The organism is Pseudomonas sp. GW821-FHT09E04 (assembly GCF_059416185.1).
Genome location: NZ_JBWKOR010000003.1, coordinates 497,296 through 512,922 on the forward strand (window position 1 = coordinate 497,296; position 15,627 = coordinate 512,922).

Annotated in this window: 14 protein-coding genes; 6 read left to right on the plus strand and 8 right to left on the minus strand. The window is 61.0% G+C overall.

What is annotated here, in order from left to right; translation table 11 throughout:
* Position 1 precedes the first annotated feature (1 nt).
* Entirely contained in the window at positions 2-571 is a 570-nt protein-coding gene (locus AC07N4_RS13425) for a flavodoxin family protein (RefSeq protein ID WP_493066672.1), read from the minus strand.
* A 334-nt stretch (positions 572-905) separates the two neighbouring features.
* Here AC07N4_RS13425 and AC07N4_RS13430 point away from each other — a divergent pair, with 334 nt between their 5' ends.
* Entirely contained in the window at positions 906-3,692 is a 2,787-nt protein-coding gene (locus AC07N4_RS13430; protein ID WP_493066671.1) for an ATP-binding protein, read from the plus strand.
* Here AC07N4_RS13430 and AC07N4_RS13435 read toward each other — a convergent pair.
* Positions 3,654-5,126 (minus strand): ATP-binding protein, encoded by a 1,473-nt coding sequence (locus AC07N4_RS13435; RefSeq protein ID WP_493066670.1) that lies wholly within the window; start codon positions 5,124-5,126, stop codon positions 3,654-3,656. The genes AC07N4_RS13430 and AC07N4_RS13435 overlap by 39 nt on opposite strands.
* A gap of 90 nt (positions 5,127-5,216) precedes the next feature.
* Positions 5,217-6,167: a GlxA family transcriptional regulator gene (locus tag AC07N4_RS13440; protein WP_493066669.1), complete on the minus strand. Its 951-nt coding sequence runs from the start codon at positions 6,165-6,167 to the stop codon at positions 5,217-5,219.
* A gap of 213 nt (positions 6,168-6,380) precedes the next feature.
* Here AC07N4_RS13440 and AC07N4_RS13445 point away from each other — a divergent pair, with 213 nt between their 5' ends.
* Positions 6,381-7,103: a pirin family protein gene (locus tag AC07N4_RS13445; protein WP_102621571.1), complete on the plus strand. Its 723-nt coding sequence runs from the start codon at positions 6,381-6,383 to the stop codon at positions 7,101-7,103.
* Between the two features lie 51 nt (positions 7,104-7,154).
* Here the strand turns inward: AC07N4_RS13445 and AC07N4_RS13450 are convergent, their stop codons facing one another.
* Both AC07N4_RS13450 and AC07N4_RS13455 read right to left on the minus strand, forming a co-directional pair.
* Positions 7,155-8,081 (minus strand): hypothetical protein, encoded by a 927-nt coding sequence (locus AC07N4_RS13450; protein ID WP_493066668.1) that lies wholly within the window; start codon positions 8,079-8,081, stop codon positions 7,155-7,157.
* A gap of 327 nt (positions 8,082-8,408) precedes the next feature.
* Positions 8,409-9,284 (minus strand): LysR family transcriptional regulator, encoded by an 876-nt coding sequence (locus AC07N4_RS13455; RefSeq protein WP_493066667.1) that lies wholly within the window; start codon positions 9,282-9,284, stop codon positions 8,409-8,411.
* A gap of 111 nt (positions 9,285-9,395) precedes the next feature.
* On the opposite strand from AC07N4_RS13455, the gene AC07N4_RS13460 reads away from it, so the two are divergent.
* The 4 genes from AC07N4_RS13460 to AC07N4_RS13475 all read left to right on the plus strand — a co-directional run bounded on the left by AC07N4_RS13460 (position 9,396) and on the right by AC07N4_RS13475 (position 13,301).
* Positions 9,396-10,616: a YbfB/YjiJ family MFS transporter gene (locus AC07N4_RS13460; RefSeq protein WP_493066666.1), complete on the plus strand. Its 1,221-nt coding sequence runs from the start codon at positions 9,396-9,398 to the stop codon at positions 10,614-10,616.
* Positions 10,617-10,680: 64 nt separating this feature from the next.
* A complete protein-coding gene (locus AC07N4_RS13465) occupies positions 10,681-11,679 on the plus strand; it encodes an NAD(P)H-quinone oxidoreductase (protein ID WP_102621568.1) in 999 nt (332 codons plus the stop codon).
* Positions 11,680-11,791: 112 nt separating this feature from the next.
* Positions 11,792-12,736 carry an alpha/beta hydrolase gene (locus AC07N4_RS13470; RefSeq protein WP_096821288.1) on the plus strand — a complete coding sequence of 315 codons (945 nt, stop codon included), beginning with the start codon at positions 11,792-11,794 and terminating at the stop codon, positions 12,734-12,736.
* A gap of 151 nt (positions 12,737-12,887) precedes the next feature.
* A complete protein-coding gene (locus tag AC07N4_RS13475) occupies positions 12,888-13,301 on the plus strand; it encodes a VOC family protein (RefSeq protein WP_096821287.1) in 414 nt (137 codons plus the stop codon).
* A 56-nt stretch (positions 13,302-13,357) separates the two neighbouring features.
* On the opposite strand, the gene AC07N4_RS13480 is transcribed toward AC07N4_RS13475, so the two are convergent.
* The 3 genes from AC07N4_RS13480 to AC07N4_RS13490 form a co-directional block, all read right to left on the minus strand.
* Entirely contained in the window at positions 13,358-13,687 is a 330-nt protein-coding gene (locus tag AC07N4_RS13480) for a hypothetical protein (RefSeq protein WP_096821286.1), read from the minus strand.
* A 74-nt stretch (positions 13,688-13,761) separates the two neighbouring features.
* Positions 13,762-14,793: an RNA 3'-terminal phosphate cyclase gene (gene rtcA, locus AC07N4_RS13485; RefSeq protein WP_493066665.1), complete on the minus strand. Its 1,032-nt coding sequence runs from the start codon at positions 14,791-14,793 to the stop codon at positions 13,762-13,764.
* Between the two features lie 8 nt (positions 14,794-14,801).
* Positions 14,802-15,590, minus strand: coding sequence for a nucleotidyltransferase domain-containing protein (locus AC07N4_RS13490; protein WP_273539318.1), 789 nt, complete (start codon positions 15,588-15,590; stop codon positions 14,802-14,804).
* Positions 15,591-15,627: the final 37 nt, after the last annotated feature.

The following is a 15,627-nucleotide window of genomic DNA, read 5'->3' on the forward strand; positions in this document are numbered from 1 at the left end:
TTCATTCCCGCGCCATACGCTGAGCCAGTCGTGCTACCCGCTCGCCCAGGTGCGCGGCGGTCAACTGGTCTTCCAGCGGAGGGGCTTGTTCGGGCGGTTGCTCGACCGAGGATTGGGACATGGCGCCGAGGGAGCTGCCGAGGCGATTCAACTGGCCGTCGAAAACACCTTCGCGTGCACGCGCCGGCAACAGATCGAGCCCGACCCAGATCATCGAATGCTGGGCGGCGAACACCGCCATTTGCAGCAGGGTGTTGAGTTTGTCACCGCACAGGCTGCCGGAATTGGTGAAGCCCGCCGCGAGTTTGTTGCGCCACGGCCGGGCAAGATAGAACGAGGCCGTGGCCTCCATGAACTGCTTGAACGCCGCCGAAGCGCTGCCCATGTAGGTCGGTGCGCCGAAGATGATGGCGTCGGCGCGGTGCAGGTCGTCCCAGTGGGCTTCCACGTCTTCCACCGCCAGCAACAGGCAGATGCTGCCCAGGTGGCGTTCCACACCCTGCGCCACAGCCTGGGCCATGACGCGGGTGTGCCCGTAGCCACTGTGATAGACCACCACTACCTTGCTCATCGCAGCGTCCTCCGGACGTATGCACTCCATTGCCTTGGAGTTTTGGCTCTAGAACGGGCGCGGACGAGTTAATCGTTGTTAATTTTTCCCGGCTGTCGGGCGAACCGGCACAGGTTCCAGCCTTTAAATACAGTGATGTCAGCACCCGACACGGACAGACGCTCAAATGTCAGGTCTTCAATCAAGTTGCGTTGACGCCCATTCCTGAAGAATATGCTCGGATACTGCGGATTAGACGGCTTGCATGCCCATCGAGTCGCTGTCCGACCACCCCGTCACGGTTTTTTCACCCTGTTCGGGTCAGGATCATAAAAAACATCGAAGGAGTGGGCGGTTGAGTCTTTCCCCGAATCAGGCCATCGGATTTGGCCCCTATCGGATCCACCCCGGCCAGCGGCTGGTGCTTGAAGGCGACCAGCCTTTGCGCCTGGGCCGCCGCGCCATGGACATTCTGCTGATCCTGCTGGCCAACGCCGGCGAGGTCGTGAGCAAGCAGCAATTGATCGCCGAAATCTGGCCGGACAGCGTGGTGGAAGACATCAACCTGCGAGTGCACATGGCCGCCCTGCGCAAGGCACTCGGCGACGGTCAGGCCGGGCAGCGCTACATCGTCACGGTGGCGCAGCGCGGTTACAGTTTCGTCGCGCCGATCTTGTTGCAATCCATCGAACAACGCCCCGCAACCGACCCCATCGGTCGGCACAACCTGCCATTGCGTCGCACGCGGATGATCGGCCGTCAGCCGGTGGTCGACAGCCTGATGACGCAACTGCCGCGCCAACGCTGCATCACCCTCGTTGGCCCCGGCGGCATCGGCAAGACCACCGTGGCCTTGCGCGTCGCCGAACAGTTGATCGGCCGTTATCGCGATGGCATTCGTCTGCTGGATCTGGCACCGCTCAACGATCCCGGCTCGATCTGCTGGCACCTCGCCGCCCTGCTGGACCTTTCGCTGCATGACAGTGAACCGATGGCGTGCCTGATCAACAGCCTGCGCGAGCGCCAGATGCTGCTGGTGATCGATAACTGCGAGCACTTGATCGACGCCGTAGCACTGCTCAGCGAAAGCATTCTGCGTGGCGCGCCGCAGGTGCACATCCTGGCCACCAGCCGCGAAAGCCTGCGCGCCGAGGGCGAGTACGTGCAGCGTCTGGAATCCCTCGACTGTCCGCCGCCGATTGCGGTGCTGGACCGCGATCAGGCGATGGGATTTTCCGCGCTGCAGCTGTTCGTCGAACGGGCAATGGCCGCCCACGAACATTTCGAGCCAGGTAATGCCGATCTGCCCTCGATCGTCGAAATCTGTCGGCGGCTGGATGGCATCCCGCTGGCACTGGAACTGGCGGCCGCGCAGGTGGCGAGCCTTGGGCTGGACGGTGTGCTGAGTCAGCTTCAGGGAAGCTTGCCGGCGGGCAACCAGACTCACCTCGGCCGACATGAAACCTTGCGTGCCACGCTGGACTGGAGCTTCAACCTGCTCAACGGCTGCGAACAGGCCGGTCTACGCCGACTGGGCGTGTTCAGTGGCGCGTTCACGCTGGAATCTGCGGCAGCGGTCATCGTCGGCCAGCACATCGAGCCCGGTGAAGTCTTCGCCTCGATCACGCAACTGGTCGCCAAGTCGTTGCTCAACGTCGAGGTCGGCGATGAAGAGGTGTTCTATCGCCTGCTCGACACCACCCGTCGCTATGCATTGGAAAAACTCGACCAGGCCGCCGAACTCGGCGAAACCCGTGAACGTCATGCCGAGCGCTGCCTGGCGTTGATGCATCAGGCCCAGGCCGATTGGGAGAACACGCCGACCGAGGTGTGGATCGAGCGCTACGCCCGTGGCCTCGAAGACCTACGGGCGGCGCTGGAGTGGACGCTGAACGATGAAGGCTCGCGCCCGCTCGGCGTGCGCCTGACGGCGACTTCGGCACCGTTGTGGCAAGAGTTGTCCCTGCTCAAAGAGTACGGCGTTCATGTGCGCCGGGCACTCGCGTTGCTGGCGTCATCCGACGAGCCCTGCCCGCGACTGGAAATCGCCTTGAAACTGGCCCTCGGCAGTGCCTGCTACCACACCTGGGGCGGCACACCGGAAACCATCGAAGCCTTCGTCAGCGCCCGCCTGCTGGCGCAACAGCACGACGACAAGGCCGGGCAATTGCGTGCGGTGTCCGGGCACATGGCGGTCAATCTCAGTTGCGGGCATTACCGGATGGCGCTGGAACAAAGCGAGCAATTCGAGAGCCTCGGCCTGCACGGCGATGCGCAGTTGTCCCTGAGCACCCACCGTTTGCGGGTGCTCGCCCTGCATTACGCCGGCGATCAGCATCAGGCGCGAATCCATGCCGAACAAGTCATTCAGCGCATGGCCCACAGCGGCCACCTCAACCGCTTCACCCACGGTTTCGGCGTGCAATACGATCAGAGCGTTGCTTCGCTGACCGTTCTCGCACGGGTGTTGTGGCTGCAAGGATTTCCCGAGCAGGCCTGGCGCACGGCGCGGCAGGCGCTGGACATCGCGGTACAGATCAACCACGGCACCTCGATCTGCTACACCTTGGCACTCGCCTCGTGCCTGATCGCCCATTACAACGGCGACGGGCAAAACGCGCGCGCGTTGCTGCAACTGCTGCTCGAACAGGCGCAGAAACATTCGGTGCTGCTGTTCTACACGTGGGCGCGGCACTATGCGCAGGTGATCGACGCCGACAAGGCTCCCGCGATACCGCCCGCCGATAGCGGCCTGGTCAGGGAAATCATGGTCACACTGGACACCGGTTTCGTTGATGATGCATTGCTCGAACGAGCACAAAGCGGCGCGGCTGGCTGGAGCACCGCGGAAATCCTGCGAGCTCGGGCCGAGCGATTGCTGGCCGCTGAATCGCCCTGCCATCACACCGTCGAAAGCGCCTTGCAGCAATCGCTTGTGATTGCGAAGACGCAAGGCGCCCTGGCCTGGGAACTGCGCAGTGCGACATCGCTGGCTCAGTTGTGGCAGCGCCAGTCGCGCTACCGCGAAGCACTGGAGTTACTGACACCGATCTACCAGCGCTTCACCGAAGGTTACGCCACCCCGGACTTGCGCAAGGTGCGCTTATTGCTCGACGAATTGCGCAGTCAGTTGCGGGCGTGAGTTCGATCGCGTGCGTCCCAGGTAACGCGCATGCCGACGCTCGACATCACCCAGCTCGCCGCCCTGCTCCAGTTGCTCACGAGCATAGCGGCGAGTGGTGTTGAGCATTCGGTAACGCAGCGTCCCGCTGGATCGATCCACCGTCAGCAACGACTTGGCCGCCAACTGTTCAACGACAGCCACCAGCGTAGAGGGTGGCAGTTGCACGCAACTGATCACGCCGATGGCGGCATCCAGCGTGAACGCCATTTTGAACACCGATAACCGCTGCAGCACGCGTTGTTCGTGCTCGCTCAAGCGTTGATAACTCCAGTCCAGCGCGGCCATCATCGACTGATGACGTGGCACGGCGGTCCGGCGGCCGTGACTCAAGACTTGCAGGCTGTGGTCCAGTTGCGCCTGAAGCCCGACCAGTGCCAGTGCGTCGATCTGCGCCGCCGCGAGTTCAATCGCCAGTGGAAGGCCGTCGAGTCGTCGACAGATATCGCGCACCGTTTCCAGATCCTGCTCACGCAGACAGAAGCCGTGTTGACGGGCACGGGCGCGACTGACAAACAGTTGCACAGACGAATAACCCATGACTTCATCGACGCTGTTGAGCGCCGAAGTTTTAGGAATGGTGAGAGGCGGCAATGGCTGGAGGACTTCCAGGGCGAGACGCAACGGCTCGCGGCTGGTGGCCAGGATCGACAGACGGGGCGCTGCGTCGAGCAAAGTCTCCAGCAAGCCCCGGCAGGCTTCGTGCAGAGGGTCGCAGTTATCCAGCACCAGCAAAGCGTGGCGCGCCGCCAGTGTGGCGAAATCGATATCGAGGGTTTGCAAAAGATGATCGACGAGTGAGGTTTGCTCGTCGATCAGGGATAAATCCACCCGCCAGACGCCATCGCGAAAATGCTGCAGCAACAACTCCGCCGCTCTCAGCGCCACGGTGCTCTTGCCGACGCCGGCAGGTCCCGTCACCGTTATCAGTCGGGACAGCGGCAATTGTCGCACCAGACCACCGACCAATGAATCGCGGCCGGTGACAGGCGTCAGCCGTGCGGGCAGATTGTGCTGCGGAGCTTGCAGACTTTCGAACACCACCTGGGCAACGCTGTCGCCGTGCACCGGTGCAACGAAGCTGTACCCGCATTGCGGCACGTTGACGATGTAGCGCTGTCCGTTCTCGCCATCGCCCAGGGCCCGGCGCAACGCCGCGATGTGCACCCGCAGGTTGATCTCCTCGACCACCGACGTTGGCCATACCAGCGCGATCAATTGCTCTTTGCTGACCACCCGGCCGGCACGCTCGACCAACACTTGCAGAATGTCCAGCGCACGACCGCCCATGCGCAGTTGCCGATCCCCTTCGAGGATCAGCCGTTGGCGCAAATGGAACGCGTACGGGCCGAAATGCAGGACCGACGCCGAGTTCAATTCGTTGAGGCTGTTCATGTCCGTTATCTTGGCAGGCCACGATGACGGTACAACCGTCACACGGGGCGCAGCACGGACATCCGGGTGCGTGTAACGGACAGAATCGCTCTAGCTGAACTGTTCGCGATACTGGGCCGGGGTCAGCCCGAGCTTTTCGCCGAACAGAAAACGCATGTGGCGCACGCTGCCGAAACCACTTTTGTAGGCCACCGTCTTCAACGGCAGATCGCTGGTTTCCAGCAGATTGCGAGCGCAATCGATGCGCGCACTTTGCAGGAACTCCATGGGCGTCATGTTGACTTCGCGAGCGAACACCCGGGCGAAATGACGAGCGCTCATGTTCGCAAGGCTTGCCATGCGTTCGATGGTGAAGCTTTCTTCAAGGTGTTCCAGAACGTGATTCTGTACCCGGGTGATGGGCGTTTCCTGGGGCGAAACCGCCGCCATCAGCGGACTGAATTGCGCCTGTCCGCCCTGACGCTTCGTCACCACCAACAGCACTTTGGCCACGTCCTGGGCGAGTTTCTTGCCGTGATCGCGGGCCACCACTGCCAGTGCCAGATCGATGCCGGCCGTGACGCCGCCGGACGTGATCAGGTTTCGGTCCTCGACAAAGATCTGGTCGGTGGCGACATCCGCGTTCGGAAAACCCTTGATCAAGCGTTCGGTGTAATTCCAGTGGGTGGTCACGCGATAACCGTCGAGCAACCCGGCATAACCCAACACAAAGGCCCCCGTGCAAATCGAACCGTAGCGCTCGGCACGGCCGACCGCACCTTGGAGCCAGGCCAGCAACGGCGGGCATTTTTCGTTGTAGGCCCCGGGACCGCCCGGCACCAACAGCAGGTCATATCGCTCACTGGCTTCGTCGATGTGCCGGTCTGTGTGCACCAGCACGCCGTTGGAGGCACGCAGCGGACCACGCTCAGTGCCCAGAAGCGTCAGTTGATAATGGGCGTCCGGCTTCAGGTATCGGTTGGCAACCGAAAACACTTCCAGCGGCCCGGCCATATCGAGCAGAAGAAACTCGGGAAACAACACCATTGCCACGGTTTTCATGAGCAGACATCACTGAAATCAATGAACGGTTATAAGTTTGCGCATTATGACCAAGTACAGCGCAAACGTTGGAGAAGAATGCGTGAACTGACTCACACAACTGTCAACCCTGAGGGGACAGTATTTCAATTTTCATCTACTTATTGCACCCAAGAGTAACCAGTAACCTTCTCCTCACTCGGACGAATCAACGTCCTGAAAGGAGATTTCATCATGCTGACCCTTCGCAAAGCTTCCGACCGTGGTCTGGCCAATCATGGCTGGTTGAAGTCCTTCCACACCTTTTCTTTCGCCAGTTATCGCGACCCACGTGAGCAGGGTTTCTCCGACCTGCTGGTGATCAACGATGACCGCGTCGCCGCCGGCAAAGGCTTCGGCCAGCACCCGCACCGCGACATGGAGATTTTCTCCTATGTGCTCGAAGGTGCGCTGGAACACAAGGACACCCTGGGCACCGGCTCAGTCATCCGCCCGGGCGATGTGCAACTGATGAGCGCTGGCAGCGGCGTGGCCCACAGCGAGTTCAACCACTCGGCGACCAAGCCTGTGCACTTCCTGCAGATCTGGATCGTGCCGGACGTCAGTGGTGCCAAACCACGCTATCAACAGGAGCACTTCAGCGAGCAGAAAAAACGCGGTCGCCTGCAACTGATCATCTCGCCCGAAGGCACCCACGGCTCGCTCAAAGTGCGCCAGGATGCACGCGTGTATGCCGGGCTGTTCGATGGCCAGGAAAGCGCCACACTCGAGCTGCCTGCAAACCGCTACGCCTATGTGCATGTTGCTCGCGGCAGCGTTGAACTGAACGGCGTGCAGTTGAAGGAAGGCGACGGTGTGCGGGTTCGTGAAGAACAGGCACTGACCCTGAGCAATGGTCAGGATGCCGAAGTGCTGGTGTTTGATCTGCGGCCGCAGGAGTTGCCGGAAATGCCATGAGTCGTTGGTGTTCATCGCTCACAAAAAACGGCCTTCGTTGAAGGCCGTTTTTCATTCTGCAGGCAGGGTCATCAGCACTGCCGGCGCAGAATTTCCAGCCTCTTTCACCGATTGAATCATGGCCAGAGTGGTCTGCATCGTTACAAGCACGTTTGCCTGATTCGCGTAGTAAGAACCCGCGAGTATGGCAACCATCCCGAGAAAATGTACGGCCGTTGCCGCCCAGTAATTCGCCTTGATCGTCGAGACCTGCCTGATTGCTTCGTCAATTCGCTCCAGAGACCTGTCCATGCGAGCCGAGATGACCGCGTAACGTTGGTCGCGTTCCAGGTGAGCCTTTTCTTGCTCCAGTCTGACTTTTTCGTAGACTTTCTCTCGCTCGACCCTAGCCGTTTCCCGCTCCTGTCGGGCCGTCTCCAAGACCTTTTCATGCCCCAGTCGAGCCTTCAAGCGCTCCTGCCGCAGGTTTTCCAGATTCTGCTCATGCGCCAGCTGAATTTTTTCCAGAGCCAGCTCCCGCTCCTGACGCACCTTCTCCTGAGCCTGCTCCCGCTCCTGACGCACCTTCTCCCGAGCCTGCTCGCGCTCAAGGCAAACGTTCTTCTGAGCCTCCTCCCGCTCAAGGCGCGACTTCTCCTGAGACTGCTCCCACTGCTGCCGTGCAGTTTCCTGCTCTCGCTTCTGCTCCAGCCGCGCTACCGCCTGAGCCTTCTCCCATCCCTGCCGTGCAGCCTCCTGCTCTCGCTTCTGCTCCAGCCGCGCCACCTCTTGAGACCGCTCCCGCTCCAGCCGCGCCGCCTCCCGAGCCTGCTCCCGCTCCACCCGCGCCGCCTCCTGAGACCGCTCCCACTCGAACCGGGCTTCCTCCATGGATCGTTTTTGCTCCAGCCGGGCCTGCTCCTGACTTTTTTCGACCTCCAGCCGTGCCTGGTCCCGCTCGGCCTGCTGGGTCAGAAAGCCATCGATCTTGGCGGACATGGACTCGATCCTCGCATCGATTCTTGTCTCGATGACTTCGATCCTGGCGCTGAATTCGTCTCGCGTTATGTAGGTCATAGACTCCGTACTATCCGTTTGCCCGGCCATGTCGCTTGCTTGAAATTGGCTGACTTCCCTTGCAATCAATTCCGCACCTCTGACGTTTATCAATACTTCCCTGGATTGATCACCTCGGAGGGTTTCACCTGCTCACTCCGGGTGTGAGAAACGATAGGACCCGGCCAAAAAACTCACAAGCCAGCGGATTCTGGCGCTGTTGTAGGCAAGATCGTCAGCTGATGTAGCCGTCCTACACAGCATCAAGGACTACTCATTCTCCAGCGCAAACGCCTCGACAATTTGCTCGATCACCGCCCTGACCCGCGCGGTATGGCGCAAATCCGCGTGGGTCACCAGCCACACTTCATAAGGCAACGGACGCGTGCGCTCCGGCCACAGCCTGACCAGACCGTCGCGTTCGCCCATGTAGACCGGGATTTCTCCTACACCCAGTCCGGCGGCAATCGAGCGTCGTACCAGCAGACTGGAGCTCAGACCGGCGACGATACGCCCGCGAGTCACGGGTTCGGTCACCAGGGTCAAGTCTTTGTTGCCTTGCAGATACGGCTGGTACACCACCAGATCATGGCCCTCGAACGCACTGCCTGGCGCCGGCACGCCATGGCTGTCGACATAGCTCTGCGAGGCAAACAGCCCCACCGGCCAGCGCGCGATGCGCCGGGCGATCAGGTCCGGGTTGTCCGGGCGGGTATTGCGCACCGCGATGTCCGCTTCACGTTTGGCCAGGCTGAGGATCTGCGTGGAGGCGTCCAGGTGCACGCGCACGTCCGGATGCTGTTCGTGCAACTGCGCAATGGCCGGAATCAGGAAATCGATGGCCAGCGAATCGGTGGTGCTGATTCGTACACTGCCGGTCAGGCGATCGTCCAGGCCCTGGATACGCCGCTCCAGCTCCAGCGCCGAATGCTCCATTTTTTCCACCGACTTGAGCGCGGCTTCACCGACTGCCGTCAGTGCATAGCCCTCGGAGGTGCGCAGAAACAAGGTCGCGCCCAGCGACTTTTCCAGTGCTGTGATGCGTCGCCCGACCGTCGCCTGATCCACGCCCAGTACACGCGCAGCGCCACGCAATGTCGACTCGCGGCAGACCGCAAGAAACACCCGCGCGTCATCCCAGTTCATACCATTCTCCACTGATGCATAAACGCATCACCATAACGTAAACTCGCTGCATTAACGCAGCAAAGATAGCCGATATGCTGGGCGCCATAAACCTTTCACAGGATTGCCGTCATGCACACTTCAACTACTTTGCCCGAGCGTCCGGACACGAGTGTTTGGCTGGCGATCTTCGCCGGACTCTGCGCCAGCCTGGTCAGCATCGGTCTGGCGCGTTTCGCCTACACGCCGCTGATCCCTTCGCTGATTCAGGCGCAGTGGTTTTCCGCCCATGATGTGGTCTATCTCGGCGCGGCCAACCTGGTCGGTTACCTGATCGGCGCCCTCCTCGGCCGCCCGCTGGCACGCAGGTTTACCCAGAGAAACGCTCTGCGTCTGATGATGCTGGCGGTGACCGTGGCGTTTTTCGCCTGTGCGTACCCCGTGTCGGTGAGCTGGTATTTCGGCTGGCGTCTGCTGTCCGGAATCGCGGGCGGCGCGATCATGGTGCTGGTTGCCTCGACCGTATTGCCCCATGTACCGGCCGCGCGCAAGGGCCTGGCCAGTGGGGCGATTTTCCTCGGCATCGGTCTGGGCATCGCCGGCTCGGGCACGATCGTTCCGCTGCTGTTGAGTCTGGGCCTGCAAGCGACCTGGCTTGGATTGGGCGTGCTGTCGCTGGCGCTGACGGCATTAAGCTGGTTCGGCTGGCCCTCGGAGCTGCCCCATGTAACCACCGCAACGGCTCAGGTGGAGCCGGTCGAGCCGACACCGCCTGCTGTTTATCTGCTGTTTGCCCAGTACGCATTCATGGCCGCCGGGCTGGTGCCGGCCATGGTCTTTCTGGTGGATTACGTCGCCCGTGGACTGGGCGCCGGGGCGCACGTCGGCGCGCTGATCTGGGTCATGTACGGTCTGGGTGCCATCGTCGGCCCGGTGAGTTATGGCTTTCTCGCCGATCATCTCGGCGCACGAACCGGCATTCGTCTGGTGCTGGTGGTCCAGGCGATCACCCTTGGCTTGCTGGCCATTTCGCATTCGTTCCTGGCGTTGGCGCTGCTGGCGGTAGTGCTCGGTTCGTTTCCACCGGGCATCGTTCCGCTGGCGTTGGCCCGGGTGCATGAGCTGATGCCGGATCATCATCGCCAACAGGTGGCGTGGAGCCGCGCCACGGTGTCGTTCGCCACGTTTCAGGCGCTGGCCGGATTCGCCTATTCGGCGCTGTTCAACGCCATGGGCGGACAGCACGTGCTGCTCTTCGTGATTGCCGGCGGTGCCATTGTGATCGCTCTGATACTTGAGCACGCCATAAAACTGCTGCCCTCCTCCGTCGAGCAACGCTGCTGCGCCCAATGACGGGAATCATTGCGCCCTGAGTGCGCTCCCATCTACTGATCACTTGTATTAAGAGGAATCGAAAATGACGTTGCCCACTGAAATGACCCGCATCGAAATCACTGAACCGGGCGGGCCCGAGGTTCTGCAATCCAGACGAGTCCCGCTGCCGGTCGCCACAGAAGGCGAACTGCTGATCCGCGTGCACGCCGCCGGCATCAATCGGCCGGACGCCTTGCAACGTGCAGGCAAGTACCCGATGAGACCCGGGATGAACCCGATCCCCGGTCTGGAGGTGGCCGGTGAAGTCGTGGCGCTGGGTGCAGGTGTCAGCACTTTTGCCGTGGGCGACAGGGTTTGCGCGCTGACCAATGGCGGCGGTTATGCCGAATACTGCACGGTTCCGGCGGGCCAGGCCCTGCCGATCCCCGACGGGATGGACTGGATTCAGGCTGCGGCAATCCCCGAAACCTTTTTCACGGTATGGGCCAATCTGTTCGGTCTCGGTGGTGCGATTCGAGGGCAGCGTGTGTTGATTCACGGTGGCACCAGTGGCATCGGCACCACCGCGTTGATGCTGTGCCGCGAGTTTGGTATCGAAGCCTTCGCCACCGCCGGCAGTACCGATAAATGTGAGGCCATCCGTGAATTGGGCGGTGAGCCGATCAACTATCGTGAGCAGGATTTCGCTGCCGTCATCGCCGAGAAAACCAACGGCCAGGGCGTCAATGTGATTCTCGACATCATGGGCGGCTCGTATCTGAACGCCAACCTCAACGCACTGGCAATGGATGGCCGCGTGGTGATGCTCGGCTTTCTTGGCGGCGCCCGTGCCAACGATGTCGATCTGCTGACCATTCTCGGCAAACGAGCCGTGGTCACTGGTTCCTTGTTGCGCGCACGCACTTCTGCGGAAAAGGCTGCCATCGCCGATCAATTGCGCGAGCACGTCTGGCCGGTACTGGCCGCCGGGCGCTGCCTGCCGATCATCGACAAGGTCTACCCGCTCACCGACGCGGCCCAGGCCCATGCGCACATGGAAGCCGGTGATCACATCGGCAAGATCGTGCTGAACGTGGCGTGAGCCACAGCATCGTTTTGTAATCATTGCAGGCGAACGACGGTCGAAAATGTCACGCGCGGACCGAGGCATCTGGTAAAAAGCCTTCTTTGTCCGCGCACTGGTGAAACGTTCAATGTTCCTTGCCTTCATGACCCGACTTCGACGCCGGCGCCTGGCGTTTGCGTGCATGGCCGCCCTGATCATCGGTCTGCCGGCGAGTTGCGCCGTACTGGAACACACCGAACGCAAGCTGCTGTTTCGCATCGAACCGGGCACGGCCGGCTGGTATCACGGCTTGCCCGGCAGCGTTCAGGAACTTGACCTGCAACCCAAAAGCTTCAAGGCCGGGCAGAACATTCATGCGTGGTGGTGGCCGGCGGAACGGGCCAATGCCCCGGCCATTCTTTATCTGCATGGCGTGCGCTGGAACCTGACCGGGCAGTTGTTTCGCATCGAACAGCTGCGCGCGGCGGGGTATTCGGTATTGGCCATCGATTACCGAGGCTTTGGTCAGAGTCATGGTGACTTGCCGTCAGAAAGCACCGTTTATGAGGATGCACGGGTGGCCTGGGAACGCTTCCAGCAACTTCAACCCGACCCGAGCAAACGCCTGATCTACGGACATTCCCTCGGTGGTGCGGTCGCCATCGACCTGGCTGCCGAGCTGGGCCGGGACGCCGCCAGAAACCATACACCGCTGCCGGTCCGGGGTCTGGTGATTGAGTCCACCTTTACCTCACTGGCCGACGTCGCCGCTGCGGTGGCCAACACGTCCCTGCCCGTTCGCTGGCTGTTGTCGCAGAAGTTCGACTCCATCGACAAGATTGCCGACATCCATATGCCATTGCTGGTCGTGCACGGCCTGGCCGATGCGTTTGTGCCGTCACGCTTCAGCGAGCAACTGTTCGCGGCCGCCAGCCAACCCAAACGATTGCTGCTGGTACCCGGCGGGACGCACAACAACAGCATGGCACTTGGCGGACAAAACTATCGCAAGGCGATCGATGCATTGATGCAAACCAAGCCCGCCGCACGCGTCGCAGGCGCAACGTTGTTGCAAGGCGCGCGCGATTCCTGAAAACAGAGACCATCGGTCATCCCGGCGTAAATAATTGCAGCACTGACTGGCAATCCGTCGATCTAACGCTTTGCTGGATGGAGTCAATCCATGACGCAGCTTCGGCACACCCGGCCGCGCTGCGTTTCACTGCCTGTTCGGGAGCACCACCATGAAAATCAACCCGTACCTGATCTTCAACGGCGATTGCCGTGCGGCCTTCACGTTTTACGAGCAATGCCTGCAAGGCAAGCTTGAAGCGATGATGACTTTCGGCGAAACGCCCGCCGCAGAGCATGTTCCGAAAGAGCATCACAATCTGATCATTCATACCTGCCTGAAGGTTGGTGATCAGATGCTGATGGCATCGGACACCACGCCCGACCGTCCGACCCAGGGCATGAGCGGTTGCTCGGTGTCCTTGAACGTCGACACCGTCGCCGAGGCTGAAAGAGTCTTCAATGCCCTGGCCAGAGACGGTCGAGTAGACATGCCACTGGAAGCGACCTTCTGGGCCGCGCGTTTCGGCATGCTGGTGGATCGTTTTGGCGTGTCATGGATGGTCAATTGCGAAAGCGACAAGTGATGCAGCCATTGCGCCGGACATGAAAAAGCCCGACCTCTTCAGGTCGGGCTTAGTGTTTATCGCTGAGCCAGTTCATGTCTCACGCATTGTTCGTAATAGGTCTGTTTGACGGCTGCAGGCTTGAGGCGCGAGGTACTGTTGTAGGTCTGTTCGGTGATGCCCATCGCAGTCATGCGCATCCATGGTTGCTGAAACCTGCGTACCTGCAAGCGCTTGCGGGCGCCATAGAGGGAAATCCCCGACAGCTTCGATTGCTGCGCGCCGGCTGCGATGTCCGAACCCCAGGTACAAGCAAAACGATGGCTCTTGCTCAGTTCCCTCGCCTGGGCGCCCAGCGCGAAGAGAGCCAGGGAAAGCGTTGCAACGGTGATGACAGTCGTCCGCATAGGGCCAGCCTAACCTTTTGAAAAAAGGCGAGTTTGCCGGTGCCGGAAACATTCGGGGGCCAGCAGTTTGCCGCCTATTGGTCTCGGGGGCTGACTTCGATCCTCAACCTATCGGTGCTTTCTTCACGACATTCAATGGAGACTGGCAGAAAGCGCTCGATCACTGCGATGTTACTGTGCAAATGTTCGGTCATCCCGGGCGTCGTAAACGAACCAGCTCCGGCTAGCGCCATCGGCAACAACAATTGATCGGCCAGGTGCTCAGCCACCGCCGCACCACTGCGCAACCAAGCGTCTGCCTGATTGACCGCAACGTCCGCAACGGTCTCTGCGCGCAGTGAAGCCTGGCCAAACGCACTGAATACTTCCGTGACGTGTTCAAACGCATATTCCAGCAACAGCACGTTACCCGGCCCGCACTCCGGATCAAGACTGATCGCGTTCATCGCCGCTGGCGGCATATTCAAACGCCGGGCCACACGGTCAAGCTCACGTCTGGCGATGTCCGAAGCGAGACCTGCCGTCAGCGCAAACGCCTTTTGTGAAAGCGGCGAGCCGCGATCGCACACATGCAACGCTGACAGTTTCGACGGCTGCACCGTAGCCTCGATTTCGCCGCCCCCCGCAGGAACGAATCCATGACGCAGCAGCTTCAGATCAACCTCGGCGCCCATGCGTCGTAACAACGGCAACCAGCTTCGGGTGAGGAAATCGGTCGGTGGCGCCAATGGGTTATGGGTGCCACCGCTGATCCAAATCCGACTGGCTTGCGGCGCCCTCAATAAGGCGGGCAGCAAGGTCTGCAACACCAGTGTGCAACTGCCGGCGGTACCAATGGCAAAGCGGTACTCGCCGCCGCGAATCGGCCCGGGCTCGAAGCTCAACGCTTGCGACCCCAACTCTGCGCCTTGAGTCCTTGCACCGCAGACCTGTGCCGCCGCCATCACGGCGGTCAGGTGCTGGCGCAACAAACCCGGTCGGCTACGTTTGGCACGAATCCGTTCGATGCGAAATGCCCGCCCCGTCACCATCGACAGGCTCAAGGCACTGCGCAACACCTGGCCGCCACCAATAGCGCCGTCCAGTTCAATCACGTCCTGTTTCATTTTCTTCCTTATGCGTACAACCCGACGGTTTCTCTGAGGTATCGATCGAGCTGACCGGAGTCTTCCCGGGTTCTGGCCAATGTCGGTACTTCGCGCTCAAGTTCAGCGGCGATGAATCGATGCAGCGCCGGGCGACGAGGACCATAGGCGCTCTCATCGGCATTGCGCTTGAGCGCGAGCAGTTCATCGACTTCGTCGAGCAACGCTTGGTCATCGACGGTGCTCAGTAGATCGGCAAACGTCATCGGCGGCCGGCCACGGCCCTGGTCGATCCAGCGCACGGCCAGCAGCGGCCGCAATACGTAGAAGTACTTTTTGAACCTCACGCTGTCGCCCTGCAAATAACCACGGAAGTTCTTCTTCGCCATCGACAGGTAGTGATTACGCGCGGCCGGCGGGCTGTAAAACGCCTCGGCAAGTGCCCGCAGTTGAGAGACCGCCGCGGTTTCGCTGCGGTACACCAGCGGTGAGTCGAGCCACTCCAGCAAGGTCGGATTGGACTTTCGCAACAGTCCGAGGGTTTTGCGCAGCTCCCAGCCACTCACGTCGAGTTCATCATCCAGCGGCCGTTCGATCACGTCCCGAGGCGCGTCGACCTGGACGAACCACTCGGGCTTCTCCACATAAACAAAGCGCACATCGTAATCGCTGTCGGTCGAGGCGAATCCCCAGGCCCGACTGCCCGATTCACAGGCATACAACACCGTGACATTACGCTCGCGCTCTATGCGCGCCAGCTCTTCCCGCACCCGGGCGCGCATGGCGCTGCACAGCGGGTGACGTTCTTCGAATTTCATGTCTTTCAATCCTTGTTCCAGCGTGCCGTGGCACGCG

Excerpts from the sequence above, each read along its gene's own strand:
- AC07N4_RS13480 (WP_096821286.1), bottom strand. The coding sequence starts at position 13,687 with ATGCGGACGACTGTCATCACCGTTGCAACGCTTTCCCTGGCTCTCTTC.
- AC07N4_RS13440 (WP_493066669.1), bottom strand. The coding sequence starts at position 6,167 with ATGAAAACCGTGGCAATGGTGTTGTTTCCCGAGTTTCTTCTGCTCGAT.
- AC07N4_RS13455 (WP_493066667.1), bottom strand. The coding sequence starts at position 9,284 with ATGAACTGGGATGACGCGCGGGTGTTTCTTGCGGTCTGCCGCGAGTCG.
- AC07N4_RS13475 (WP_096821287.1), top strand. The coding sequence starts at position 12,888 with ATGAAAATCAACCCGTACCTGATCTTCAACGGCGATTGCCGTGCGGCC.
- AC07N4_RS13450 (WP_493066668.1), bottom strand. The coding sequence starts at position 8,081 with ATGTCCGCCAAGATCGATGGCTTTCTGACCCAGCAGGCCGAGCGGGAC.
- AC07N4_RS13435 (WP_493066670.1), bottom strand. The coding sequence starts at position 5,126 with ATGAACAGCCTCAACGAATTGAACTCGGCGTCGGTCCTGCATTTCGGC.
- AC07N4_RS13465 (WP_102621568.1), top strand. The coding sequence starts at position 10,681 with ATGACGTTGCCCACTGAAATGACCCGCATCGAAATCACTGAACCGGGC.
- AC07N4_RS13490 (WP_273539318.1), bottom strand. The coding sequence starts at position 15,590 with ATGAAATTCGAAGAACGTCACCCGCTGTGCAGCGCCATGCGCGCCCGG.
- rtcA (WP_493066665.1), bottom strand. The coding sequence starts at position 14,793 with ATGAAACAGGACGTGATTGAACTGGACGGCGCTATTGGTGGCGGCCAG.
- AC07N4_RS13470 (WP_096821288.1), top strand. The coding sequence starts at position 11,792 with ATGTTCCTTGCCTTCATGACCCGACTTCGACGCCGGCGCCTGGCGTTT.
- AC07N4_RS13445 (WP_102621571.1), top strand. The coding sequence starts at position 6,381 with ATGCTGACCCTTCGCAAAGCTTCCGACCGTGGTCTGGCCAATCATGGC.
- AC07N4_RS13425 (WP_493066672.1), bottom strand. The coding sequence starts at position 571 with ATGAGCAAGGTAGTGGTGGTCTATCACAGTGGCTACGGGCACACCCGC.
- AC07N4_RS13460 (WP_493066666.1), top strand. The coding sequence starts at position 9,396 with ATGCACACTTCAACTACTTTGCCCGAGCGTCCGGACACGAGTGTTTGG.